The organism is Micromonospora sp. SH-82 (assembly GCF_051132485.1).
Taxonomy (GTDB): domain Bacteria; phylum Actinomycetota; class Actinomycetes; order Mycobacteriales; family Micromonosporaceae; genus Micromonospora.
This window is the reverse complement of the sequence record NZ_CP148049.1, coordinates 5820986-5844900: the sequence shown is the minus strand read 5'-3', so window position 1 is coordinate 5844900 and position 23915 is coordinate 5820986. Positions and strand designations below refer to the sequence as shown.

General features: G+C 73.2%; 22 protein-coding genes. 11 read left to right on the top strand and 11 right to left on the bottom strand.

Translation table 11 applies throughout. From position 1 onward, the window contains the following. The first annotated feature begins 226 nt into the window (after positions 1-226). Positions 227-1159 (top strand): LLM class F420-dependent oxidoreductase, encoded by a 933-nt coding sequence (locus WHN02_RS25625; protein WP_434741204.1) that lies wholly within the window; start codon positions 227-229, stop codon positions 1157-1159. Positions 1160-1202: 43 nt separating this feature from the next. On the opposite strand, the gene WHN02_RS25620 is transcribed toward WHN02_RS25625, so the two are convergent. Continuing rightward, positions 1203-1508, bottom strand: a complete 306-nt coding sequence (locus WHN02_RS25620) for a hypothetical protein (RefSeq protein WP_434741203.1) — start codon at positions 1506-1508, stop codon at positions 1203-1205. Here WHN02_RS25620 and WHN02_RS25615 point away from each other — a divergent pair. Next, the gene (locus WHN02_RS25615) at positions 1507-2856 is read left to right on the top strand and encodes a D-arabinono-1,4-lactone oxidase (protein ID WP_434741202.1); all 1350 of its coding nucleotides are present in this window, start codon (positions 1507-1509) and stop codon (positions 2854-2856) included. The two genes, WHN02_RS25620 and WHN02_RS25615, sit on opposite strands and share 2 nt — an antisense overlap. 64 nt (positions 2857-2920) lie before the next feature. Here the strand turns inward: WHN02_RS25615 and WHN02_RS25610 are convergent, their stop codons facing one another. The 4 genes from WHN02_RS25610 to WHN02_RS25595 all read right to left on the bottom strand — a co-directional run bounded on the left by WHN02_RS25610 (position 2921) and on the right by WHN02_RS25595 (position 5917). Continuing rightward, positions 2921-4060, bottom strand: coding sequence for a site-2 protease family protein (locus tag WHN02_RS25610; protein WP_434741201.1), 1140 nt, complete (start codon positions 4058-4060; stop codon positions 2921-2923). Positions 4061-4120: 60 nt separating this feature from the next. After that, the gene (locus WHN02_RS25605) at positions 4121-4534 is read right to left on the bottom strand and encodes a VOC family protein (RefSeq protein WP_434741200.1); all 414 of its coding nucleotides are present in this window, start codon (positions 4532-4534) and stop codon (positions 4121-4123) included. A 104-nt stretch (positions 4535-4638) separates the two neighbouring features. Next, positions 4639-5196, bottom strand: a complete 558-nt coding sequence (locus WHN02_RS25600; RefSeq protein WP_434741199.1) for an ester cyclase — start codon at positions 5194-5196, stop codon at positions 4639-4641. A 112-nt stretch (positions 5197-5308) separates the two neighbouring features. Then, complete coding sequence (locus WHN02_RS25595) at positions 5309-5917, bottom strand: hypothetical protein (RefSeq protein ID WP_434741198.1); 609 nt, start codon at positions 5915-5917, stop codon at positions 5309-5311. Between the two features lie 235 nt (positions 5918-6152). On the opposite strand from WHN02_RS25595, the gene WHN02_RS25590 reads away from it, so the two are divergent. Next, the gene (locus WHN02_RS25590) at positions 6153-6440 is read left to right on the top strand and encodes a hypothetical protein (RefSeq protein ID WP_434741197.1); all 288 of its coding nucleotides are present in this window, start codon (positions 6153-6155) and stop codon (positions 6438-6440) included. A 120-nt stretch (positions 6441-6560) separates the two neighbouring features. On the opposite strand, the gene WHN02_RS25585 is transcribed toward WHN02_RS25590, so the two are convergent. Then, positions 6561-7472: a L,D-transpeptidase gene (locus WHN02_RS25585; protein WP_434741196.1), complete on the bottom strand. Its 912-nt coding sequence runs from the start codon at positions 7470-7472 to the stop codon at positions 6561-6563. A gap of 230 nt (positions 7473-7702) precedes the next feature. Between WHN02_RS25585 and WHN02_RS25580 the strand changes: the two genes are divergently transcribed. Both WHN02_RS25580 and WHN02_RS25575 read left to right on the top strand, forming a co-directional pair. Then, positions 7703-9340: a hypothetical protein gene (locus tag WHN02_RS25580; RefSeq protein WP_434741195.1), complete on the top strand. Its 1638-nt coding sequence runs from the start codon at positions 7703-7705 to the stop codon at positions 9338-9340. A gap of 2 nt (positions 9341-9342) precedes the next feature. Continuing rightward, positions 9343-10809, top strand: a complete 1467-nt coding sequence (locus WHN02_RS25575) for an NADH-ubiquinone oxidoreductase-F iron-sulfur binding region domain-containing protein (protein WP_434744070.1) — start codon at positions 9343-9345, stop codon at positions 10807-10809. 169 nt (positions 10810-10978) lie between these two features. Here the strand turns inward: WHN02_RS25575 and serS are convergent, their stop codons facing one another. The 3 genes from serS to WHN02_RS25560 all read right to left on the bottom strand — a co-directional run bounded on the left by serS (position 10979) and on the right by WHN02_RS25560 (position 14799). Next, positions 10979-12262: a serine--tRNA ligase gene (gene serS, locus WHN02_RS25570; protein WP_434741194.1), complete on the bottom strand. Its 1284-nt coding sequence runs from the start codon at positions 12260-12262 to the stop codon at positions 10979-10981. 168 nt (positions 12263-12430) lie between these two features. Then, the gene (locus WHN02_RS25565) at positions 12431-13501 is read right to left on the bottom strand and encodes a MerR family transcriptional regulator (protein WP_434744069.1); all 1071 of its coding nucleotides are present in this window, start codon (positions 13499-13501) and stop codon (positions 12431-12433) included. 125 nt (positions 13502-13626) lie between these two features. Next, positions 13627-14799 carry a saccharopine dehydrogenase family protein gene (locus WHN02_RS25560; protein ID WP_434741193.1) on the bottom strand — a complete coding sequence of 391 codons (1173 nt, stop codon included), beginning with the start codon at positions 14797-14799 and terminating at the stop codon, positions 13627-13629. Between the two features lie 113 nt (positions 14800-14912). On the opposite strand from WHN02_RS25560, the gene WHN02_RS25555 reads away from it, so the two are divergent. The 5 genes from WHN02_RS25555 to WHN02_RS25535 all read left to right on the top strand — a co-directional run bounded on the left by WHN02_RS25555 (position 14913) and on the right by WHN02_RS25535 (position 19257). After that, positions 14913-15473 carry an RNA polymerase sigma factor gene (locus WHN02_RS25555; RefSeq protein WP_434741192.1) on the top strand — a complete coding sequence of 187 codons (561 nt, stop codon included), beginning with the start codon at positions 14913-14915 and terminating at the stop codon, positions 15471-15473. After that, a complete protein-coding gene (locus WHN02_RS25550) occupies positions 15470-16291 on the top strand; it encodes a zf-HC2 domain-containing protein (protein WP_434741191.1) in 822 nt (273 codons plus the stop codon). The genes WHN02_RS25555 and WHN02_RS25550 overlap by 4 nt, the downstream gene beginning before the upstream one ends. A 17-nt stretch (positions 16292-16308) precedes the next feature. Further along, entirely contained in the window at positions 16309-17124 is an 816-nt protein-coding gene (locus WHN02_RS25545; protein ID WP_434741190.1) for an ATP-binding cassette domain-containing protein, read from the top strand. Next, positions 17121-18449 carry a hypothetical protein gene (locus tag WHN02_RS25540; protein WP_434741189.1) on the top strand — a complete coding sequence of 443 codons (1329 nt, stop codon included), beginning with the start codon at positions 17121-17123 and terminating at the stop codon, positions 18447-18449. The genes WHN02_RS25545 and WHN02_RS25540 overlap by 4 nt, the downstream gene beginning before the upstream one ends. A gap of 133 nt (positions 18450-18582) precedes the next feature. Beyond that, positions 18583-19257, top strand: coding sequence for a hypothetical protein (locus tag WHN02_RS25535; protein ID WP_434741188.1), 675 nt, complete (start codon positions 18583-18585; stop codon positions 19255-19257). Here WHN02_RS25535 and WHN02_RS25530 read toward each other — a convergent pair. Then, positions 19226-20401, bottom strand: a complete 1176-nt coding sequence (locus WHN02_RS25530; RefSeq protein ID WP_434741187.1) for an alcohol dehydrogenase catalytic domain-containing protein — start codon at positions 20399-20401, stop codon at positions 19226-19228. The two genes, WHN02_RS25535 and WHN02_RS25530, sit on opposite strands and share 32 nt — an antisense overlap. Further along, positions 20401-20802: a hypothetical protein gene (locus tag WHN02_RS25525; protein WP_434744068.1), complete on the bottom strand. Its 402-nt coding sequence runs from the start codon at positions 20800-20802 to the stop codon at positions 20401-20403. Before WHN02_RS25525 ends, WHN02_RS25530 begins: the two co-directional genes overlap by 1 nt. A gap of 237 nt (positions 20803-21039) precedes the next feature. Here WHN02_RS25525 and WHN02_RS25520 point away from each other — a divergent pair, with 237 nt between their 5' ends. Further along, a complete protein-coding gene (locus WHN02_RS25520; protein WP_434741186.1) occupies positions 21040-23850 on the top strand; it encodes a LuxR C-terminal-related transcriptional regulator in 2811 nt (936 codons plus the stop codon). Positions 23851-23915 lie beyond the last annotated feature (65 nt).

The following is a 23915-nucleotide window of genomic DNA, read 5'->3' as shown; positions in this document are numbered from 1 at the left end:
TCCTGGGGGGACGGGGGAGAGGTGCCGCGGGGACAGGGGGCGGCAAGCTTCCTGCAAGTTACGCAAGAAGTTTCGGGTTGCCGAGACCGTAACAGTGATGCGGGTGATTGTGAACCACTGATTTCCACGTTGGTCACCTGACGGCACTCGTTGCCGGGCCGCTGCAAGCAGGTGCAAGAGTTGCGGATCCCGGCGCGGCGCCCGTCGGCTCCCTATGCTCGGCACCATGGAACTGCGGATCTTCACCGAACCACAGCAGGGAGCCGACTACGAGCAGCTGCTCGCGGTGGCCCGCCGCGCGGAGGAAACCGGCTACGGCGCGTTCTTCCGCTCCGACCACTACCTGAAGATGGGCTCGGTGAGCGGCGACCCCGGCCCGACCGACGCGTGGACCACCCTGGCCGGGCTGGCCCGCGACACCGACCGGATCCGCCTCGGCACGCTGATGACCGCCGCCACCTTCCGGCTCCCCGGCCCCCTGGCCATCACCGTCGCCCAGGTCGACGCCATGAGCGGAGGACGGGTGGAACTGGGCATCGGCACCGGCTGGTTCGCCGAGGAACACACCGCCTACGGGATCCCGTTCCCCTCCCTCGGAGAACGCTTCGACCGGCTGGAGGAACAGCTCGCGGTGATCACCGGCCTCTGGGCCACCCCACCCGGCGAGACCTTCGACCACCCGGGCCGGTACTACCCGATCAGCGACTCACCGGCACTGCCCAAGCCGGTGCAGCGACCCCGCCCGCCGATCCTGCTCGGCGGGATGGGACCGAAACGGACACCCCGGCTCGCCGCCCGGTACGCCGACGAGTTCAACCTGCCGTTCGTCTCCGTCACCGACACCGTCGCCCAGTTCGGGCGGGTCCGCGACGCCTGCGCCCAGATCGGCCGCGACCCCGCCGAGCTGACCTGGTCCAACGCCCTGGTGCTCTGCTGCGGACGTAACGAGGAGGAGATCGCCCGCCGGGCCGCCGCCATCGGCCGGGAACCCGACGAACTGCGCGCCAACGGGCTGGCCGGCACCCCCGCCGAGGTCGTCGACCGGCTCGGCGAGTACGCCGCAGTCGGCACCCAGCGCGTCTACCTCCAGATCCTCGACCTGGCCGACCTCGACCACCTCGACCTCGTCGCCACCGACGTCCTCCCCCACCTGGGGTGAGGAAGCCCCTCGTCGACGCCCACGGTGGGGCGGGGAACCCCTCTCACCCCCTTACGGTGATCACCTGCACGGTGCCGTCCAGGTGGTGGGTGACGATCGCCTGCCCGGCCTCGGTACGCGGCGGCGGACCCGGATTCGGCGACGGCGACGGCACCGGCCCGGGTACGGGAGCCGGGGTCGGCCCGGGTACCGGAGCCGGCGCGGTGCCGGTCGGGTCGGTCCACCCGGTCGTGTCGGTCGAGGGGGTCGGCCCGACCGGGTCGGTGGGTCCGTCGATGCCGGTGGGGTCGATCTCCTCCTCGGACGGGTAGACGTCGCCCCGGAGCGTGGGATCGCGGTAGCTGCTCATGGCCGTACCATTCCCCGCCGGAGCCGTCGACAATCGCCGACGGGCCTGGCCGGGGGAGCGGGGCGGGCGTATCGTCGCCGGAGTGTTGACGACGTTCAGTGGTACGGGCGACCCGCCCCGGCACAACTGGGCCGGCAACGTCAGATACCGCGCCCGCCGGTTCCACCGGCCGACCACCCTCGACGAGCTGCGGCGGCTGGTCGCCGACAGCACCCGGCTGCGCGCCGTCGGCAGCGGACACTCCTTCAACACCCTGGGCGACACCGAAGGTGACCTGGTCACCCTGACCGGGCTGCCGTCGACATTCCGTCTCGACAGGGAGCGGGGAACGGTCACCGTCGCCGCCGGACTGCGCTACGGGGACGTGGCGACCCGACTGCACACCCACGGGTACGCGCTGCCCAACCTCGCCTCCCTCCCGCACATCTCGGTGGCCGGTTCCATCGCCACCGGTACGCACGGCTCCGGGACGGGCAACGGCAACCTGGCCACCGCCGTGTCCGGGTTGACGATCGTCACCGCCGACGGTGACCTCCTGCACGTCGACCGGGACACCACCCCCGACTTCGCCGGGATGGTCGTCTCCCTCGGTGCCCTCGGGGTGGTCACCGAGGTCACCCTCGACGTCGTGCAGACCTTCGAGGTGCGCCAGTACGTCCACCTCGACCTGCCCCGGGAGGCGCTCGACGAGGCCCTCGGCTCGGCGTACAGCGTCAGTGTGTTCACCGACTGGCGGACGCCGCGTCTCGGACAGGTGTGGCGCAAGCAGCTCGCGGCCGACCCGCCCCCACCGCCGGACTGGCTCGGGACGACGGCCGCCCGGACTCCGCAGCACCCGGTCCCCGGGATGCCGCCGCAGAGCTGCACCGTCCAGTTCGGCGCGCCGGGACCCTGGCACGAGCGGCTGCCGCACTTCCGGCTCGGCTTCAACCCGAGCAACGGTGAGGAGTTGCAGTCGGAGCTGCACCTGCCCCGCCGGGCTGTGGCGGACGCGTTGCACGCCCTCGACCCGATCGCCGACCGGATCGCCGCCGTGGTCCAGATCTGCGAGGTACGCACCATCGCCGCCGACCGACTCTGGCTGAGCCCCCAGTACGGCCGGGACACGGTGGCCCTGCACTTCACCTGGATCGCCGACCCGGCTGCGGTGACACCTGTGGTGGCCGAGGTGGAACAGCGGCTTGCCCTGTTCGCCCCCCGACCGCACTGGGGGAAGGTGTTCACCGTCGACCCGGCGACGCTCGCCACCGCGTACCCCCGATGGCACGACTTCCTCGCCCTGCGCGCCCGCCTGGACCCGGGCGGGGTCTTCGACACCCCCGACCTGGACCGCTACCTGCCCCGCTGAACCCGGTCGGGCCGCCGAGCCGGAGCGGCCGACGGGTGCACCGGACCAGGTCTGGCCGCAACGGTCACCGGGAGGGGGAGAGCTGGTCACGGAGGGTGCCGCGCTGGACGGCCCGGCTGATGTCACTGGGCGAGACGATGCCGACCAGTTGCCCCCCGGTGACCACGAGGGCCCGCCCGTCGGCGCAGGTGCTCAACCGGGGGAGCAGGTCGGTCAGCTCCTCCTCGGGGGCGGCCAGCACCAGGTCCCCGGCGCGGCACGCCACCTCGGACAGCCGGGTCGTGGCCCGCTGGTCGGCCGGGATCCCGCGGACCCGGTCCAACGTGACCAACCCGACCGGCTCACCGTTCTCGGTCAGCGGCAGCGCCGTGTGCCGGTACGCGAAGAGGTAGTGGTCGACGAAGTCCGCCACGGTGATGTCCCCCGAGGCGGTCTGGGGCTGCGTGGTCATCACGTCGCCGACCCGGACACCCCGCAGGGCGCTGCCCATCCGGGCCTGACGTTCCTCCATCCCGGCCGCGCCGATCAGGAACCAGCCGATCAGCGCCAACCAGAGCCCGCCGATGCCGGTGCCGACCAGGAACTGGAAGATCCCCAGCCCGATCAGCAGGACCCCGAGGATCCAGCCGGCCCGGGCCGCCACCACCGACGCCCTCGTCCGGTCCCCGGTGGCCTTCCAGACCGCGGCCCGCAACACCCGACCGCCGTCCAGCGGCGCGGCCGGCAGGATGTTGAAGACCGCGAGCAGCACGTTGATCCCGGCCAGCCAGGACAACACCCCGAGTAGCAGTCCGCCCCCGCCGGCCATCGCCACCGCCAGCGCGACCACCCCGAAGAGGACCCCGAGGAGCAGACTGACCAGCGGCCCGACCCCGGCGATCCGCAGCTCGGCACCGGGGTCCTTCGCCTCGCCCTTGAGCTCCGCCACCCCGCCGAAGAGCCACAGGGTGATCCCCTCGACCTCGATGCCGTTGCGTTTGGCGACCATTGCGTGGGACACCTCGTGGGCGAGGAGTCCGAGGAAGAAGACCACGGCGGCGGTCAACCCGGCCAGCACGTACAGCCAGCCCGGATGCCCCGGATAGGACCGGGGGAACTGGCTGGCCGACAGCGCCCAGGCGATCAGCGCGAAGATGACCAGGACACTCCAGTTCACCCCGACCGGTACGCCCACCACCCGCCCCAGCCGAAAGCTCACCCTCATCCCCGTCTCGTACCCCGGACGGCTGCGATCATTCCGCCGGTGACCTACCGCTCTCCGGGATCAGCTCTGCGGCTGGGAGATGTTGACCATCCACGGGATGCCGAACCTGTCGACGCAGGCGCCGTAGAGATCGCCCCACATCTGCTTCTCCAACGGCATGGTGACGGTGGCCCCGGCGGAGAGCTTCTCCCACGCCTCCTCCAGCCCCTCGCCGGGGTCGCCGCTGAGCATGCACGTGATCGTGTCACCGGGACGGTGCGCCATGCCGGGGGCGGTGTCGGAGGCCATCAGGGTGTATCCCCGGTCGGTGGCGAGCGACCCGTGCATCACCTTGTCGGCGAGGCCGGGTTCGGTCGTTCCGAACTCGCTGAACGTGGTGATCGACAGTTCGCCGCCGAACACCGACCGGTAGAACTCCATCGCCTCCCGGGCATTGCCGTCGAACGTCAGGTAAGGGTTCAGCTGGGACGCCATCGCGGGCTCCTTCGTCGAGGTGACCATCTCACTGAGGAACGCTAACGTCACCCTCCGACATCTTTCGTCGGTTTCACCTACCGCCCCGTCCGGTCGGGCCGGGGCTACCCGACCTGAGGGGGTTCGGTGGCCTGCAACCGGGGGTCCGGCCGACCGCCGGCCATGGCGAGCATCCCCCGTACGACCCGCAGGAGCTTGAGCAGGTCCCGGGGCTTGCGACGGTCGAGCCCGGCGACCACCTGCTTGAGGATGCTGAGCTGGTCGAAGTAGACCCGCTCGACGACCAGGTTCTCCTGGTCGTCGAAGACGAAGTACGCGGTCATCCGGGTACGGTGCCGTCCACCGGTGGCCGGGATGGTGCCGAGCGGACCGAGGTGGGTGCCGATCAACCAGAACTCGACGATCACCGCGTCGTGGCTGTGCCGGATCGCGATGATCTCGTGGTGCTGGTCGGGAAAGGCGGCCCGGGTCTCCTGGTAGTAGTCGCGTACCGCCCCGTCCCCGTCGTGGACCTTCATCGAGGCGATCAACTCGTAGTGCGGGTGCGGGAAGGTCGACAGGACCTTGTCCCAGTCCTGACGGACCTCGTCCTCGAAGTGGTCGAGGACCAGCTTCTCCCGGGCTCGCAGCACGTCCTCGGGGGGAAGGGAGTAGATGGACACGCGGCACACCCTAGCCACCAGTGTGGACGAATCCCGCACCGGGATCGACGGAGGTGCGCCGCGTGCCGGGTCGCCGTCGAGCTGACCGGCCCGCGCCTGTGCCGGGACGCCGTCAGCGCTTGGCGGGCCTGTCGGAGGACGAGGAGGAACGGAACAGTCCCCGGAGGCTGAACCTGCTCGGCTGGGAAGGTTGGTGCTTGTTCCTGGCGGGGGCGGGGAACCGGTGGTTGCGGGGGATGACGGCCGCCGCAGCGGTCGCGGTGGACGGCGAGGCCAGGTCACTGATCCCCGACGTGTACCTGCCCGACTCCCGGGCCGAGGGTCCGGACTCCGTCGGCATCGGAGGGGCAGGTGTGTCGGGCTCCCGCCCGGATGTCGTCGGAACGTCGTTCCAGGGGTTGCGGTGCAGACCGCCGCCCGGTGTCTGGGCCTGACCCATGTTGTACGCAGGTGAGTCGACGATGGGGGTGACTGTCGTCCCGTTGGTCGCGGCCGAGTCCGGCACCCGGAACCCCTGCCGGTACGGGTCGACGTCGGTCTGGAGCGTGAGCCGGGCCGCCCCGGCGACCTGCGGTCCGGGGAAGCCGCCTTCCCGTGTCTCGGCGGGCCGGTGTGCCTGTCCGGGGGCGCCGAAGCGTGGGTCGTGGTCGTGGGCGGGCCGGCCGCTCTGCCGGGGCAGTGGGGCGCGGTGGGCGGATCCGGGTACGTCAGGGAGGCGCACTGTTACTCCTCGTGAGCGTCGGGTCTGGTCCCTGACTGGTACGCACCGACCCTGGCCTGCGGTTCAACGGGAGTCGGGGTTGCCTGCCGGTTGGGAGTCGCCACGGAGCGTCATTCCGGTCGAGAGGCGGGCCGACGTCGGCGTGCTTGCGCCGGGTCGTACGATCGGCGGGCCGTCCTTCCTGGACGGACGAACCGAGTACCCCGTCGAAGCTGCGCAACAGGAATTCGACAACTTGCGCAGTTCGAGCCACGCAGCGGCGACCGGTCAGGCCCCTGAGGCGGTCAAGGCAAGGCTCACCGAGGCGAAGCGGAACTTCCAGCAGCAGATCATCGATCACATCAAGGAGAACGGCCGGGAGGCCGCCCTCGCGGAACTGCTCGCGCCCCGCCCTGCTGCCGAGGCCGCCAGGTACCTCGTTCCCGCACAGAGGAACGAGGTGCCCGCCCCGTACGGCCCGAGGGGCGGCAGCTCTGCTCGGCCGCACGCCCCGGGACAACCTCCCCAGGGCCGTACCCTGTGACCTGACCACCCGGACTCCGGCGTGGAGCGACCATGGCCATACGGTTGGCGGATCTGGACCGGGCAGCGGTCGTGCTCGGTGAGCCGGTCCGATTCGTCGTCACCCGATAGGTGGGTTCGGTCAGACCGACGGCGGTGGGGTGGGGAGTTCGTCGACCACGACCACCGGGCTGCCCGGGGGGACCTCGGCGAGCAGGAGGCGCTGGCCGCTGGCGGTGAGCCGGATGCAGCCGTTGGTGGTCTGTCGTCCCAGTTCACCGTCGTGGTGCCAGGTGTGGATGCCGATGTGGGCACCGCGGAGTCCGGCCGGGACGGCGTCGGGGTCGTCGGGGACGGAGCCGAGGGCGAGGACGTCGACCCCGGCGTACACGCTCTCGCCGGGGGTGCTCCGGCCGAGGACGAAGCTTCGGCCCAGCGGGGTCTCCTGGCCGGGGCGGCCGAGGCTGACCGGCCAGGTGCGTCGGGGTTCGCCGTCGCGGAGCCAGGTCAGCCGGTGGGGGCGGCGCTCGATCACGATCTGGTTGCGTAGTGGGGTGGCCGTCCACCCGCCGGAGGGCACCCAGGCGAGCCGACGGTTGGCCGAGGGGAGCAGGACGGCCACCCAGCCGGTGCGGCGCTGGGCGATCGGGACGGTCAGGTCGACGCCGTTGATGGTGGGGTCGAGGAAGGCGATCGGCAGTCCGCCGGGAGCGTCGTAGGCGGCGATCCGGCGGGCGGGACGCAGCCCCTCGGTGAGCGGGGTGACGTCCATGGTGTTCGGATCGGGGGGAAACCCTGTTGGTGCCGGGCCGTAGTCGACCACCGGCAGGTGGGTGGGGGCGGGTGCGGCGACCGGCACCTGTCCGGCCTCGGGTCCGTCGTCGCCGGGGGCGATCTGCAGGCCACCCTGCGACCCGGTCGGACCGGGGGCGGCGACCCGCGTGGCCGGGGTCCTGGTCAGCATCAGGGCGGTGAGCAGCAGCGTCACCACCATCAGCGGTACGCCGACGAGCAGCCCGGTCCGGCGCCACCCGAAAGCTCCCAGATGCCTCATAGGTCACTTAAACCACAGAAAACGCTCGCTCGAAGGCCGTACACGAGTTTTTGCGGGATCCGGTTCGATGGGCGGGGCAAGATTTTTTCGGCTCCGGTGATCCGCTGGTGGCGAGGGGCCGTACTGGAGGGGGGAGTGAGCAGGGGTCGGCCGACGGTGTGCCGCTGATAGACGATCGGGGAGCGATGGCCCGGGTGAAGACGAACGACAAGGCCACGACCGTTCGCACGATGACCAGCAGCAGAGGAGGCAGAAGCCTTTCGCCGACCACCGTCATGGTGCTGATCGGGTCGGTGATCGCCCTGCTCTGGGCCGGCGCGATGCTCACCAGCCTCGGTCAGATGGTCTACGCGTACTCCTTCTTCTTCACCGAGTTCTTCTCCGGGGTGATCGCCCTGGTGGCGCTCAGCCTCACCGTGATGATGGGGTTACTGGCCACCGACCGCCTGGTGCTGAAGATCCCGCACCGGGTGCTCCTGCAGTCCGCCCACCGGGCGACCGGCATCATCGGCGTGGGCGGCCTGATCTTCCACGTCATTACCAAGATCGCGATCGGGCGGGCCGGGGTCACCGACATCTTCGTGCCGTTCGTCGGCGGATGGGGCCTCTACGTCGGCCTCGGCACCGTGGCCTCGTTCCTGATGGTGAGCGTCCTGTGGACCGGCCTCATCCGGGTCAGGTTCGCCGGGGCCGGACCCCGGTGGCTCTGGCGTGCCCTGCACTCGGGGGCGTACGTGGCCTGGCCGTTCGCCCTCCTCCACGGCCTCAACGCCGGTCGGGTGGCCGCCACCTGGGTCACCCTGAGCTACCTGGCGTGCGTCCTGTTCGTGGTGGTCGCGCTCATCGTCCGGCTCTCGGTGACCCTCGGCCAGCGCAGCCGGGAGCAGAGTCAGGCCGCCGCCCTCAACAAGGCCATCACCGGCAAGGCCGGCGACGAGGGCCTCGGCCGTAACCTCCTGGCCAACCTGACCGGGCGCAAGGGCGACAGCCGCGAGAGGAAGGACCGGGGGAAGGGTCGGGACCGCGCCGCCGGATGGTCCGACACCACCACCGGCAGCTGGTCCACCACCGGTGGTACGGCACGGCGGCAGGACCCGGACCGGTTCGCCGTTCCGGTGGTGCCCGAGCCCGGCACCCTGCGCGAATCGGTCCGTCGCCGAGACGAGGAGTACGCCCCGGCGGCCCGGACCGAGGAGCGGGTACGCCGCGACGACGACCGCCCCCGTCGGCGAGTCGACGACGACACCGAACTCTTCGACCGGGTGACCGACGAGCGGGGCAGCCGTCGTCGGCGTACCGAGGAGGACCTGGAACCGACGTCCCGTCGCCGGGACGAGGACGACTCGCCGCGTCGCCGCGTCGACGAGGACGACCTGGCCCCGGTGGCCCGCCGGGACAGCGAGCGGCCGTCACGACGCCGCCGCGCCGCCGACGACGGCGAGGTCGTCTCCCGTCGGTCGTCGCGGCCCCGGGTCGAGGCCCGGCAGCGGTACTCGGCCCCGCCAGCGGCGGACCTGCCCGAGGAGCCGTGGGACAGCCCGAGCCGCTGGGAGAAGATCGACCCGATCTCCGCCGACCCGATCTCGTCGGCCCCCCGCGACCCGATCTCGTCGGCCCCGCGCAGCGGCAGCGGGCGGCACAGCGTCGAAGACGAGGTGCCGGAGGAGGTCCCCGACTACTGGCGTCCGCCGGGCCGGTACGTTCCCGACGACGACCTGCCGACGGACGACACCCCGACCCTCGTCGACCTCGCCTCCCGTCGCAAGCAGCGGGCCTCCGGTGACAGCCGGTCCAAGGGCCGCCGCCGTGCCGACGCGGACGCTGTGGACGGCGCCTACTGGGCGGGGCTGCGAGGTGAAGCCAAGTGACGATGCGTACGACGGTGCCCCCGGTGGCCTGCGTGGGGGAACCCCGGCTCACCGCCGGATTCGCCGAGTTCGGCCGACTCGACCTGCGCGCCCACGAACAGGTGCACGGGCCGATCGGGCCGATGGAGCCGGCCACCCTGCTCCAACTGCTCGAAGCGATCCAACTCAAGGGCAAGGGCGGGGCGGGCTTCCCGTTCGCCAAGAAGTTCCGGGCTGTCCTCGACTCCTGCGAACGTCAGGACCTCGCCCCGGTGGTCGTGGTCAACGCCACCGAGGGGGAACCGGCAGCCTGGAAGGACAAGGTGCTGCTCACCCGGGCCCCGCACCTGATCCTCGACGGGGCGGCGCTGGCCGCGTACGCCCTCGACGCGGAGGAGATCGTCATCGGGGTGGCCGACGACGACATCGGCCGCGAGTCGCTGACCCTGGCCCTGGAGGAGCGCCCGATGCCGGTGCCCACCAGCATCGTCACGGTGCCGCACCGGTTCATCTCCGGTGAGGGAGGTGCGCTGATCAACGGGATCAACGGGTTGCCGCACATCCCGTCGGGCACCAAGAAGCGCTCCAGCGACTCCGGCGTCAACAACCTGCCCACCCTGTTGTCCAACGCCGAGACGTACGCCCAGGTGGCCATCGCCGCCCGGCTCGGCCCGTACGAGTACGCGGCCCTCGGCACCGACGACGAACCGGGCACCGTGCTGTTGACCATCACCGGGTCGGCGAAGCGGCAGGCGGTGGTGGAGTGTGCCGCCGGGACCCGGCTCCGTGACGTGCTCGACCTCTGCGAGGTGCCCGAAGGGCCGGGCATCCTGCTGGGCGGCTACCACGGACGGTGGATCACCTGGGCGGCGGCCGAGGTCGCGGAGGTGTCCCGCAAGGGGCTGGCCGCCGTCGGGGGGACCCTCGGCGCCGGCATCATCGTCCCCCTCGGCAAGGACACCTGCCCGCTGGGCGAGGCCGCCCAGGTGGTCCGCTACCTGGCCGCCGAGTCGGCCGGTCAGTGCGGGCCGTGCAAGGCGGGCCTACCCGACCTGGCCCGCGCCGTCGACCTCGCGGTCTCCGGCAGCGCGCCGGTGGAGGTGGTCCGGGCGGCCGCCGGTGACGTGAAGGGACGGGGGGCGTGCAGCCATCCCGACGGCACCTCCCGGTTCGCGCTCTCCGCAATGGAGGTCTTCGTCGAGGACCTGCGGTTGCACACCACCGGAGAGGGCTGCGGCAAGCGGGTCAAGGGGATGATGGGGCTGCCCGGGGCACCCGACGGCAACCCGCAGAAGCTCGCCCTGGACTGGTCCCGGTGCGACGGTCACGGGCTCTGCGCGCACGTCCTGCCGGACTTCATCCGCCTCGACCACAACGGCTACCCCGCCTTCCCGTCCACTCCGGTGCCGACCTGGCTGAAGGAGGGGGCGACGAAGGCCGTCAAGGTCTGCCCGGCCCTGGCCCTACGCCTGGTCCCCGCCACCCGCTGACCCCACGAAACCCCACCGGACCCCCTCCACCCGGTCCCTCCGCCCCCTCCACCCGGTCCCTCCACCCCGGTGATCAAGGGATTTGCGTCAGGAACGGGCACTGACCTGACGCAAATCCCTTGATCACGGCTGCGGGCTGGGGGTGGGGGAGGGGTGGGGGTGGGGTGGGTCAGCGGGGGGTCAGGCGGTCGGTGCCGAGGCGGTCGCGGAGCACCTCCGGGACCAGCACCGAGCCGTCGGCCTGCTGGTACTGCTCCAGGATCGCCGGGAACAGGCGGCTGGTGGCCAGCGCCGAACCGTTGAGGGTGTGCACGAACCGGGTCTGCTTGCCGCCCGGCTCGCGGTACCGGATGCCCGCCCGGCGGGCCTGGTAGTCACCGGCCCAGGAGACCGAGGAGACCTCCTTGTACTTGCCGGTGCTCGGCATCCACACCTCGATGTCGAGGGTCTTGCGCATCGAGGCGCTCGCGTCACCGGCGGAGAGCAGGCTGCGCTGGTAGTGCAGGCCGAGCCCCTCGACCAGGCTCTCCGCGTGCGCCAGCATCCCCTCCAGCGCCCCGTCGGCCTGCTCCGGCAGGGTGAACTGGAAGATCTCCACCTTGTTGAACTGGTGCCCGCGAACGGTGCCGCGCTCGTCGGAGTGGGTTCCGGCCGACTCCCGCCGGTAGCAGGGGGTGTACGCGAACGCCTTCAGCGGCAGCTTCGCCGTCTCCAGGATCTCGTTCTGGTACGCCCCGAGGATCGCCGTCTCGCTGGTGGGCAGCAGGAACTGGCCGCGTGGGGCGCTGTCGGCGGAGAGGTGGTAGACGTCGTCGTAGAACTTGGGGAACTGGCCGGCGGCGTACCCGGCGGAGTCGAGCAGCAGGTGCGGCGGGAGGAGGAATTCGTACCCCGCCGCGATGTGCTGGTCGACGAACCAGTTGAGCAGTGCCCACTCCAACCGGGCACCCGGCCCGGTGTACATCCAGAAACCGGACCCGCCGAGCTTCACCCCACGCTCGTAGTCGACCAGGCCCAACGCCCGGCTCAGCTCCACGTGGTCGCGGACCTTGTCGATGACCGGCGGCGCACCGAAGACCTTGACCACCCGGTTGGCCTCCTTGCCACCGGGGACCACGTCCTCGGCCGGCAGGTTGGGCAGCTCGCTCATCCGGTCGTTGAGCCGGGACTGCACCTCGTCGAGCTGCGCCTCCAACTCGGCGACCTGCCGGCGCCCCGCCTCCGGGGCGGTGACCTCCGGCTCGGTGCCGGCCCGCTTCGCCGCCGCGTACGCCCGGGCCTCCGCCTTGCGGCGCTGCCGCTCGGCGTCGATCTCGGTGATCAGGCTGCGCCGGTCCCGGTCGAGCTGCCCGATCTCGTCGAGCGCCCGGGTGACCTCGGCCGGATCCAGCCGCTTGGCCAGTGCGGTCGCGACCGCCTCGCGATCCTTACGGATCAACTCCATGTCCAGCATGCTGCTCCGTGCGCCTCCGTCCGGACGGCCAGGTGATAACCCCCCGATGCTACCGTCCGCCCGGGTGGGCCGGTCAGCCCACGGGGCTCGGCCGAGCTACCGCCACGCCCGGCCCGGCTCGGCGGTCCTCTTCCTCTGCCGCATGACCTGCTCGCCTCCCTACCCGCGTCAGAGGCGGATCGGCATGAGGATGGAGAAGACGTCCGGGTCCTCGACGCGGCGGACGGCCAGGGGGCCGATCGGGCCGTCGAGCTCCAGGACGAGACGCGGGGAGTCGGCGGCGTCCAACGCGTCGAGCAGGTACCCGCCGTTCACCCCCACCCGCAGGTCCACCCCGGACACGGTCAGTTCGTCCACGCCGAGCGGGCGCACCCCGGCCCGGTCGTCGAGGCCGAGGACCGTCACCCGGTGGGTCACCCCGGCGTGCTCCCGGGTCACCGTGGGAGCGGCCCGCAGCGCCACCGCCAGGGCCGACCCGTCCACCGGTACGCGCCGGACCGGCCGGTCGTCGACCGTACGACGCAGCAGTCGGTGGTAGTCGGGGAAGTCGTACGCCAAGGCTTCGGCGCGGACCTCTCCGCCGGTGAGCCGGGCGGTGAGGGCGCCCCCACCCACCTCGACCTCGACGGTGTTCTCGGCCGTCCCGGTGGTGAGCAGGACGCGCAGGGCGTCGACGGCGGCGACCGGCACCGGTATCCGTGCCGGTGGGCCGGTGACCTGACCCCGGGCCCGCCCGAAGGCCATCCGGTGTCTGTCGGTGGCGACCAGGCGCACCCCGTCGGGCTCCACGTCGAACAGGACCACGCCCAGCATCGGCAGGTCGGGGTCGGTGCCGACGGCGAACCGGACCGCGTCGAGGGCGGCGGCCAGGTCGAGGGGGCGCAGGGCCAGCCGGGTGGTGGTCGCCGGGGGCGGTTCGAGCAGGTCGCAGACGCGGGACAGCTCCCGCCGGGCGTCGGTCAACCCGGCCTCCAGACGGTGCAGGTGGGCGTCGAGCAGTCGACGGGCGGCGGGCGGATCGTAGCGGTGGTCCAGGACGGCGGTGATCTCGGCCAGCGGCATGCCGACCCGGCGCAGTCCGGCCACCAGCCGGGCGGGCCACACCTGCTCCCGGGTGTACCACCGGTAACCGGTGACCGGGTCGACGCGGGCCGGGGCGAGGACCGCCGACCGGTCGTAGAAGCGCAGGGCGCTGACGCTCAGTCCGCTGAGGCGGGCGAACTCGCCGATGCTGTGCAGGTCGGTTCCCACGCCGCTGATCCTGCCACCTCGACCAGGTCGAGGGTCCACCCCCGAGCGGGGCTGTGGGACGGGGATGCGAGGCGGGGTGCCCACCTCACCGCAGGCGTCGACGAGGACCCTCCCTACGTCAGGAGGCGGAAGGTGAGGCCGGCCCGGGTGAGGCGGTGCAGGAGGGCGTCGCCCATCGCGGTGACCGGGGTGACCTGTCCGGCGGTGCTCGGGAGGTCGTCCAGGGCCAGGCAGAGGGCGGACTCGGCGAGCATCTTCGCCGTCTCGTCGTAGCCGGGGTCACCGCCGGACACCTCGGTCACCACCCGCCGCCCGCCACCGGCCCCGACGAACCGGACCGTGAACCAGGACTTCGCCCGCTGCTGCGGGGTGGGCCCCTGCCCGGAGGTGAGCCGACCGAACAGCCACCGTCGGGTGGGTGGCAGTTTCACCAGGGCCATCAGCCCGCCGAGCCCGACCGCGCCGGCCAGCACCGTGGGCAGCCGCCGTACCGCCGCGAAGTGCCGGTACCGGAAGTCCGGGCCGTACTCGGGGCGGGCCGCCGCCGACCTGCGGACCACCTGCGGGTCGATGGTGGGCATCGGGACCACCCAGCCGTCGGCCTCGGTGGACCGCCCCACCTTCCCGGGTACGGCCCGGACCCGCCGGTCGGTGGGGGGTGGTTCGGCCTCCCGCCGGAGCCGGGCCACCCGGGCGGCGGGCCCGGTCCGGGAGAACGCGGTGAGCGCCGAGTGGTAGGTGCCGGCGGAGAACCGGCCACCGGCGCGGACGTATCCGTCGACGGTGATCGGCACGTCGTCGGGCAGGTGGGTGACTGTGAACCAGACCCCCAGGTCGTGGGGGACCGAGTCGAATCCGCAGGCGTGCACCAGCCGCGCGCCGGTGCGGACGGCCTCGGCGTGGTGGCGCAGGTACATCAGGTCGACGAACTCCGGTTCCCCGGTGATGTCCAGGTAGTCGGTCCCGGCCCGGGCGCAGGCGGCCACCAGCGGCTCACCGTGGTGGACGTAGGGACCGACGGTGGTGGCCAGGACCCGGGTGCCCTCCGCGACGGTACGCAGCGAGTCGGCGTCGGTGACGTCCGCGGTGAGCAGCGGCAGCCCGGTCAGGTCGGGGTCGACGTCGGTCAGCCGGTCCCGGACCCGGGCCAGCTTCTCCGGGTTGCGACCCGCGAGGGCCCACCGCAGGTCCGCCGGGGCGTGCCGGGCGAGATACTCGGCGGTGAGTCCTCCGGTGAACCCTGTCGCACCGAACAGGACGAGATCGTACGGCCGGTCGTCGCGCATCCGCCGAGTCTGTCACCGACTCCGGGACACCGCTCGCCGGAAGGAGAAGTGGCCCAGGTCATATCGGGGAGAGAACCCGGACGGCCCCGGTGGTCGTCTGGGAGGGCGTGAGAGTGGGCGGGAAGAGCGGCGGGACCGAGCCGGACGACGAGGCGTTGCTGCGCCGCGTCGCCCGGGGGGACCAGGGCGCGTTCGAGGAGTTCTACCGGCGTACCGCGCCATGGCTGGTGATCCGGCTGCGCCGCCGGTGCGCCGACCCCGACGTGGTCGCCGAGGTGATGCAGGACGCGTACGTCGCCGTGTGGCGGTCGGCGGCGTCCTACGGCGGCAGGGCGGGTGGGGGGAGCGCGGCCGGATGGCTGTGGACCATCGCGGCCCGCCGACTGGTCGACCGGTTCCGTGCTCGGGCCCGACAGGAGGCGTCGTCGCGGCCGGTCACCACCGTCGAACCGACCTCCCCGGCGGCCGAGGAGGTGGTCGTCGGGCGGGTGCTCGACGACCCGGTCGCCGGGGCGGTCCGTGAACTCGCCCCGGAACTTCGTGAGGTGGTGCAGGCGATGGTGCTCGACGGGCTCTCCGTACGACAGACGTCGGTGCTGCTCGGGGTCCCCGAGGGCACTGTCAAGACCCGGGCCCGGCGGGCCCGGCTGCTGCTGCGGGAGGTGTTGTCGTGACCGCCGGTCACCCGTCACAGGCCCTGCTCGACAGGTACGCGACCGAGGTCGACCTGCCCCCCGACGACCTGTGGGCGGTGGAGGTGCACCTCGACGGGTGTGCCGCGTGCCGCGCCCGACTGGCCGACGCCGCCGTCGACCACGCCCCCTCGGTCGGCGAACTCGTCGACCAGGTGTGGGCGGAGGTGGCCCCGGTGGTCCGCGCCGAGCCGCCGGTACGCCGTCGCCGGTGGCCGGTGCTGTCCCGCTGGGCGGCACCCGCGTCCCTGCCCTGGCTGCTGACGAGCGTTCTCGTTCCGTTCGTCGCGATGGCGATGGACCTGATCGCCGCCACCCTCCCGGTCGATCCGGGGCGGCCCTCGGTCCTGCTGCTCGTCGCGCCGCTGGTCCCCGTCCTGGGGGTGGCGACCTCCTGGAGTCGACGCCTCGATCCCGCACACGAACTGGTGGGCAGCGCTCCCCGGGCCGGGTTGGGGATGGTGCTGCGCCGGACGCTGGTGGTCCTGCTCGTCGTCCTGCCGCCCCTTGCGGTGGCGGGGGTGGTCGTCGGCACCGCACCGGCGTTGTGGCTGCTGCCGAGCCTGGTCGTGGTGACCGGCACCCTCACCCTCGGCGCGTACGTCGGGGTGGGTCCGGCCGCCGTCCTGGCGACCGTCGGATGGGTGGCCGCCGTGGTGGCCCCGAGCCTGGTCTGGGACGGGTTCCCGGCGGTCCTCGGCCCGGACACCACCCCCGTCTGGGCGGTCTGCGCAGTCCTCGCCACCATCGCCTTCGTCCTCTCCCGACACGCCTTCCGCCACCCGGTGAGCTACCGGTGACCCCGACAGGAGCGCTGATGATCCGTACGGTGAGTGCCGAGGAGACGGCACCGACGACGTACGCCTGGCCGGTCCAGGCCCGTGGACTGCGGGTCCGTGCCGGTCGCCGGTTCGCCGTCGACGATCTCGACCTGCGGCTCGGGTTCGGGGTGCACGGGCTGCTCGGCCCGAACGGGGCCGGTAAGACCACCCTGATCCGGGCGCTGGCCACCGTCGCCCGACCGGCTTCCGGACACCTGGAACTGCTCGGCCAGGCGGTGGACGCGGGCGGGGACCTCCGTGAGGTCCGCCGGGGGCTGGGCTACCTCCCGCAGGAGTTCGGCCACTACCGGTGGTACACCGTCAGGGAGTTCGTCGAGTACGTCGCCTGGCTGCGGGAGGTGCCCGCCCGTGACGTACCGGACGCGGTGCAGCGGGCCATCGACCGGGTTGACCTGACGTCGCGGGCCGGGAGCACCCTGCGGTCCCTCTCCGGCGGGATGCTGCGCCGGGTCGGCCTGGCCCAGGCCGTCGTCGGTGACCCCACCCTCCTGCTGCTCGACGAGCCGACCGTCGGTCTCGACCCGGAGCAGCGGGCCCGGGCCCTGGAGCTGCTGCGCGACCTCGGCCGGGACACCTGCGTGGTGGTCGCCACCCACGTGGTCGACGACGTCGCCGCCGCCTGCACCGACGTGGTGCTCCTGGACGCGGGGCGGCTGGCCTTCCACGGCCCGGTGGCCGAGGTGACCGCCGCCGCGACCGGCGGTGCCGCCCCCGAGGTCGGCGGCGGTGTCCTCGAACGCGGGTACGCGGCACTGCTGCGTCGCCACCGTGACCAGGAGGGATCGAAGTGACAAAGGTGAAGGTGCTCGGCCGGGTCCTCCTCGTCGAGCTGAGCCGCACCTCGGTGGTCGGGGTGGCGCTCGGCTTCCTCGCCGTCGCCGGTGCCCTGCTCACCGACATGGACCGGTGGAGTGGACTGTGGATGACGGTGGTCCTGGCGCACTACGCGTCGGTCGGCGGGCTCTGGCCGTTGGCGCTGGCCTGCGGTGCCTGGTTCGGTCGTCGGGAGGCCGCTGCGCGGATGACCGACCTGGTGGCGGCGACCCCCCGTCCGAAACCCGCCCGCCTGGCGGCCCGCCTGGTGACGATCGTCGGCTGCTTCGCCGGTGGGTACGCCGCGATGGGCGTCGGGATGTTGCCGGGCGTCTGGTCGAACGCCTCCTACCAACCGCCGGGGTGGTACTGGCCGGGGCTGGTCGGCACCGTCGCCGTGGCCGGGGCCGCACTGCTCGGGTTCGGCGTCGGTCAGGTGGCCCCGTCCCGACTGACAGCCCCGCTGCTGTGCGTCGTCGCGGTCGCCGTCACGGTCGGGCTCCGGGCGGTCGGCCCCGGTCCGGTCCCGTTGCTGCTGCCCGGGTATCTCGGCGAGACCGACCGATACTCCCGGCTCGACCCCGGGGCGGTGGCGGGTCAGCTGGTCCTGTTCGGTGCCGTCGCCGTGACCGGGCTGGTGTTGAGCCTCGCCGACACCCGGCGGGTCCGGCGGCTCGCCGCGGTGCCGACCGCCCTCGCCCTGGTCGTGGCCCTGGTGGTGGTCCCTTCGGACGGTCAGGGGGTCCGCCCGGATCCGCAGGCCTCGGCGCTGGTCTGCGCGGACGGGACGCCCCGGGTCTGCGTCGTCCGGCTCTACCAGGGGGCGTTGCCGGAGCTCGTCGGACCGGCCCGGGAGGCCCTGCGGAGACTCGGTCGGCTCCCGGACGCCCCGACCGCCGTCGTCCAGGTGGTCGACGAGCGGGACGACACGGCCGAGCGGCCGGCGGACGTCGTTCCCGTCGAGATCGTCATGTTCGGCCCCACCTCGATCGCCACCGGGGGTGCGACGATCGAGGCGATGCTCCTCGACGGGGCCGGTACGACGGCCTGCGGCCCGGCCGCCGACGACCTGGCGGGCTGGGACCGGCTCGACGCCGCCCGGTCCGCCGCCGGGCTCTGGCTGCGGGGTGCGGACCCGACCCCGGACGACCACGTGTCACCGGCTCGACGGGAACTGACCGAGGCGGCCCTGACCACCCTGCGGGGGATGCCGGAGCAGACCCAGACCGCAAGGGTCGCCGCGTTGCGGCAGGCCGCGCTTCAGTGCCGGCCCGACCTCTACGAGATCCTCACCGCCGCCTGACGGTGCGCGGGCAAGGATTCGGGACGACTGCTGCAACCACGGTGACGGTCCGGACGTCTCGACGATGAGACCCCCGGACGACGACGGTAGATCACGACGACGGTCGGCCCGGTGCCGACGGAGGAGACGAGACATGTCGATCAAGCGATGGTTCGGCGGTGCGGGACTGGTGGTGCTGACCGGCGCCCTGGGAGCGTGCGTCGCCGGTGGCCCGGGCGCCCCCGCCACTGAGGGCGGCCAGCAGGAGACGGGGAGGGGAGTCTCGGTCGGCGAGAGGGAGGTGGGCATCGCGAACTCGGACGGCCGACCCGACGCCGTCGGCAGGTCGACGGCACCCGCACCGGCGACGTCGGCCCTCCCGCCGGTGCTGACCGGGAAGCGGTGGGGGACGATCGTCCGGACCGAGTCGTTCGAGGGGGGAGTGTCGCTCCTCGACGGTGGACGCCTGGCCGAGGTCGACGGCGACGAGGGGCGGCAACTGTTCGCCCCGACCCCGATCGGGGGAAAGAAGTACCTGGTCAAGGCGTACAAGCGGAGCAGCACCACCCCGCTGTGCTGGGTGGCGCGCAACCCCGGCGGCGGCCGGCCGCTGATCGTCGAGGGTGCCGCCTGCAACGCCCAGGACCGGCACCAGCAGTTCGACGTCACCCCGGTCACCCGGGACGGCAGGCAGGTCTACCTGTTCAGCAACAGCTCGGCGTACCTGCGGCACTCGGCCCGGTCCGGGTTGATCCTGGAGGAGTCGGGCGACGCGCAGCCGGTCAGCTACTTCCGGATCAACGACAACGGGCCCGCTCCTGTGGGGTGAAGACCACCCGTACGCACCCGTCGGAGCGGGTCCGGAACAGGTCGTACCCCACCGGCCCCTGCTCCAGCGGAAGCCGGTGGGTGGCCAGGTGCTCGGTGCGGACCTCGTCGCGGGCCATCAACTCCAGCAGCCGGGGGATGTAGCGCTGCCCGTGCTGACGGGCACTCCGTACGGTCAGTCCCTTGTGCAGCACCGCCCCGAGCGGGAACGCGTCGACGAACCCGGTGGCAGCGCCGAGGACGGCGACGGTGCCGCCCTTGCGGCAGGCGTGCACCGCCTCGCGTACCGCAAGGGTGTCCGCGGACCGGGCACCGAGACGGCCGGTGAGGGGCCGGGTGCCCGTCCCGCTCTCCCCGGCGGCCTCCACGCACACGTCGGGACCCCGACCGCCGCTGCGTTCCCGCAGCTCCGCCGCGACGTCGGTCCGTCCGAGGTGCAGCGTCTCCGCCCCGACGGTGCGTTCGGCCATCCGGAGCCGGTCGTCGTACCGGTCGACCACGACGACCCGCTCCGCCCCGCGCATGAACGCCGCCAACGCGGTCAGCTGACCCACCGCCCCCGCCCCCCAGACCGCCACCACGTCACCCGGTCCCACCCCGCCCAGGTCCGCGCCGAGCCACCCGGTCGGCGCGGCGTCCGAGGCGAACACCGCCCGGTCGTCGTCGACCCCGTCGGGTACGGCGAAGGCCCCCACGTCGGCGTAGGGCACCCGGACGTACTCGGCGTGTGATCCGGCGAACCCACCGGTCGACCGGGGATGGCCGTAGCAGCCCCCGGTCGGCGCACCCCACGGCGGTTCGGCGACCACAGCCTCGGTGCTGCTGCCGTTGTCGCAGCAGGAGTAGAGCCCCCGACGGCAGTACCAGCACCCGCCGCAGGAGACGGTGGAGCAGACCACCACCCGGTCGCCGACCCGGTGGCGGCGTACCTCCGGCCCGGCCTCGACCACCTCACCGAGGAACTCGTGCCCCAGCACGTCGCCGACGCCGAGCCGGGGTCCGGCCCCGGCCAACAGCGCCAGGTCCGCCCCGCAGGTGGCGCTGCGCCGGACCCGGACGATCACGTCGTGGGCGTTGCGCAGCTCCGGGTCGGGCACCCGGCGTACCGCCAGCCCCTCGGCACCGGCCCAACACAGTGCCCGCATCAGGACGTCCCCGGGGACGACCCGTCGGGCCTGTCGAACGGGCTCCGCTCGCTGCGCAGCAGCTCACCGGTCTCGGCGAGCTGCTTGACCTGCAACAACGTCCGGCGGAGCAGTAGTTCGGGATCGTCGCCGACGAGGTGGGCGGCCAGACCGGGCAGCGGAGGGCCGCCCGGCCGGAACCGGGCCGCCAACTCCGTGCCGCGCGCCCCGGGAGCGGGTCCGACCTGCACCTCCACCGCCCCGTCGAGGCGGCGCAACGGCTCCGGCCACACCCCGCCCGGCAACACCTCGGCGGGGGAGCGGTCCACTGTCACCACCTGCCACCGGTGCGCCCCGGCCGCCCCCGCGCGCCGTCGGCCGTGCCGCCGACCGGCCGCTACCAACGCCCGACCGGCCGCCATCCCCACGGCGGCGACCACCACCATCAACCCGCCCCTGCTCCTCGGTCCCATTCGTCCCACCTGCCCCTCCGGTCGTACCGGCCGCAGACCGGACAGCCGATCCGCGAGGACCGGCCGCCCGGGGTCCCTCCAGCCTCCGACGGGTACGGGTGAACGGGTCTCCCCCGGAAGGGGTGAAGCCGTCTGGCGCGGGTAACCGGCTGGCCGCACCACCGACGTGTCCCTGGGGAGGGCCGGATGCCGTACGACGGCAGCAGCACCGATACGACGCCGCCGTTGCTCACGTCCCGGCTGTCCCCGCCCCCACCCCCCGAGCCGCTGCTGGTCCGGCCCCGCCTCCTCGACGAGCTGGACCGGGGGGCCGGGGCGACTGTCACCCTGGTCACCGGGCCCGCCGGCTGGGGCAAGAGCACCCTGCTCGCCTCCTGGGCGCGGGCCGCCCATCCGACAGGCGGTGCCACCGCACCCGCCTGGCTCTCCGTCGAGGTCGGGGACAGCGGCGAACGGTTCTGGGCGTACCTGGCCGCCGCAGCGACAGTCCCGGTGGACCTGTCGGGTCCCGCGCGCCTGGACGCCCTGGCGGCCGCCCTCGCCGCAGCGGACCGGCAGGTGGTGCTGGTCCTGGACGACCTCCACCGGGTCGTCGACCCGTCGGTGCCCGCCGGCCTGGAGTTCCTGGTCCGGCACGCCGAGGGGCGGCTCCGGCTGGTGATCGGAGCCCGGGAGGCCCTGCCACCCGCCCTGCACCGGCTGCGGCTGACCGGTGAACTGACCGAACTCGGCCCCGACCTGCTCGCCTTCACCGACGACGAGGTCGCCGACCTTCTCGTCGCACACGGCGTACACCTGCCGGCGGCCACCGTCCCCCGGCTGCGGGACCGGACCGCCGGTTGGCCCGCCGCGCTGCGCTTCGCCGCGCTGGCGCTGCGGGGACATTCCGACCCGGACCGGTGGGTACGGCGCTTCGGCGGCGACCATCCGGACGTCGCCGGGTACCTCGGCACCGAGCTGCTCGACGGACTCGACCCACGCGACCGCGACGTGCTGCGACGGTGCGCCGTCACCCCCACGGTCCGCGCCGACCTGGCCGTCACGTTGACCGACCGGGCCGACGCCGACCAGGTGCTGGCCGCGCTGGCCCGCGACGGTGGGTTCCTCCACCACGACCAGGGCACCCCACAGTGGTTCCGGTACCACCCGATGCTCGCCGACCTGCTCCGCGCCGAACTGGGTCGGGTCGGCGACGACCAGGTCACCGACCTGCACCGGCGGGCCGCCGGGTGGTACGCCGACCGGGCCCGTCCGGCCGACGCGCTGCGGCACGCCCTGGCGGCGGGGGAGTGGGAACGGGCGGTCACCCTCGTGACCCACCAGTGGCCGGACCTGATCCCGTACGACGGGGACGACGTCGACTGTCCGGTCCCGGTCCCGGTCCCGCCACCGCCCGAGGCGCTGCACAGGTACCCGGGGCTCGCCCTCGCCCTCGCCGTCGAGCGGGTACGCGCCGGTGACGCCGCCGGGGCCACCGAGGCGTTGACCATCGCCGTCGACCCGGCCCGGGTGGTGTCGACGTCGACCCGGCAGCCGCCGGTGGTGACGGCGCTGGAGCTGACCCTGGCCCGGCAGGCCGACGACCGCCCCGCCGCGCGGGCCCTGGCCCACCGCCTCCTCGCCTCGACCTCCCCCGATCCTGCCGACTCCGCCGATCCTGTCCGGTCTGTGGACGCTGTCGATCCTGTCGGAGCTTCGGACGCTGCCGATCCGCTCCGGGGCGGTCGCGACGGTCCGGCGCTCGGAGCCCGGGCAGTGGCCGGGGTGGCCCTCGGTCTCCTCGATCTCGCCGACGGCGACCTGACCGGGGCACTGGACCACTTCGGTCGGGCCGGTGAGGCGGCCCGGGCCGGCGGGTGGGGGCGGACCGAGCTGGTCTGCGCCGGCCGGATCGCCCTGCTCCAGGCGGTTCGGGGTGACCTGGGGGCCGCCGAGCGGACCGCCCGGGAACTGCTCGACCTCCCGGTCTGCCAGGGGTGGACCGGACGAACCGACTGTGCGTACGCCCATCTCGCCCTGGCCGTCGTCGCCCTGCACCGACACCTCCCGCAGGAGGCGGCGGCGATGGTGGCGCTCGCCGGCCCGGCCACCGACACCCCGGTGCCGGGCGTGCTCGTCGTCCTCTGCCGGGTGCCACTGCTCTGCGCCACGGGCGACCTCGTCACCGCCCACCGGCTGTTGACCGGGGTCCGGGAGGTGGTGGCCGACCTGCCCGCCGCCGGAGAGCTGGCCGAACTGCTCCGCGTCACCGAGGCCGACCTGCTGGCCGCCCGGGGTGACCTGGCCGCCGCCCGCCACCTCCTCACCGACCTCACCCGCACGACGGCCGAGGCACAGCCCGCGACGGCCGGGACAGCCGGGACAGCCGGGACGCAGGCCGGGACAGCCGGGACGGTGGCCGGAACCGCCGTGACGGGGGCGCAGGCCGCGTCGGTGGCGCTGGCCCGGGTCGAACTGCTCGCCGGGGACCAGCGGGCCGCCCGTCGCGCGCTACCGGACTGGGACGGCCCCGACGCCGACCGGATGCCGCTGCCGGTACGCCTGGAGGCCGGGCTGCTCGACGCCGTCCTGACCCGCGCCGACGGCGACCCCCGGCGAGCCGGGCGGCTCCTGGAGCGGATCCTCGACCTGGCCGCCCCGGACGGGTACCGGCGGGCGTTCCTCCAGGGGACCCCCGGCGTGCGGGACCTCCTCGCCGCCCACCTCGACACCGGAACCGCCCACTGGGTGACGGTCACCGACCTGCTCGGAGTCCTCGACGCCCCGGCGTCGGGGGCGGTCCCGGCGGCGGTCCCGGGGTTGGCCGAACCACTCACCGAGCGGGAGTTGACCATCCTGCGTTACCTGCAGAGCATCCTGTCCAACGTGGAGATCGCCGGTGAGCTCTCCGTGTCGGTGAACACCGTCAAGACCCACGTCCGCAACATCTACCGCAAGCTCGACGCCACCCGCCGACGCGAAGCCGTCCGCCGCGCCCGCGAACTCCACCTCCTCTGACCTCCCGTCCCCGGCGAACCGGGCGCGGGCCGAGGCGACAGCCCGAGGCGGTCCCGCCCGGCCCC

What these genes read in the sequence shown, in the direction of transcription:
- WHN02_RS25530 (WP_434741187.1), bottom strand. Translation starts at nt 20,401, where the DNA reads ATGCGGGCACTGTGTTGGGCCGGTGCCGAGGGGCTGGCGGTACGCCGG.
- WHN02_RS25560 (WP_434741193.1), bottom strand. Translation starts at nt 14,799, where the DNA reads ATGCGCGACGACCGGCCGTACGATCTCGTCCTGTTCGGTGCGACAGGG.
- WHN02_RS25520 (WP_434741186.1), top strand. Translation starts at nt 21,040, where the DNA reads ATGCCGTACGACGGCAGCAGCACCGATACGACGCCGCCGTTGCTCACG.
- WHN02_RS25525 (WP_434744068.1), bottom strand. Translation starts at nt 20,802, where the DNA reads ATGGCGGCCGGTCGGGCGTTGGTAGCGGCCGGTCGGCGGCACGGCCGA.
- WHN02_RS25615 (WP_434741202.1), top strand. Translation starts at nt 1,507, where the DNA reads ATGGCCGTACCATTCCCCGCCGGAGCCGTCGACAATCGCCGACGGGCC.
- WHN02_RS25585 (WP_434741196.1), bottom strand. Translation starts at nt 7,472, where the DNA reads ATGAGGCATCTGGGAGCTTTCGGGTGGCGCCGGACCGGGCTGCTCGTC.
- WHN02_RS25625 (WP_434741204.1), top strand. Translation starts at nt 227, where the DNA reads ATGGAACTGCGGATCTTCACCGAACCACAGCAGGGAGCCGACTACGAG.
- WHN02_RS25605 (WP_434741200.1), bottom strand. Translation starts at nt 4,534, where the DNA reads ATGGCGTCCCAGCTGAACCCTTACCTGACGTTCGACGGCAATGCCCGG.
- WHN02_RS25620 (WP_434741203.1), bottom strand. Translation starts at nt 1,508, where the DNA reads ATGAGCAGCTACCGCGATCCCACGCTCCGGGGCGACGTCTACCCGTCC.
- WHN02_RS25610 (WP_434741201.1), bottom strand. Translation starts at nt 4,060, where the DNA reads ATGAGGGTGAGCTTTCGGCTGGGGCGGGTGGTGGGCGTACCGGTCGGG.
- WHN02_RS25575 (WP_434744070.1), top strand. Translation starts at nt 9,343, where the DNA reads ATGCGTACGACGGTGCCCCCGGTGGCCTGCGTGGGGGAACCCCGGCTC.
- WHN02_RS25535 (WP_434741188.1), top strand. Translation starts at nt 18,583, where the DNA reads ATGTCGATCAAGCGATGGTTCGGCGGTGCGGGACTGGTGGTGCTGACC.
- WHN02_RS25545 (WP_434741190.1), top strand. Translation starts at nt 16,309, where the DNA reads ATGATCCGTACGGTGAGTGCCGAGGAGACGGCACCGACGACGTACGCC.
- serS (WP_434741194.1), bottom strand. Translation starts at nt 12,262, where the DNA reads ATGCTGGACATGGAGTTGATCCGTAAGGATCGCGAGGCGGTCGCGACC.
- WHN02_RS25580 (WP_434741195.1), top strand. Translation starts at nt 7,703, where the DNA reads ATGACCAGCAGCAGAGGAGGCAGAAGCCTTTCGCCGACCACCGTCATG.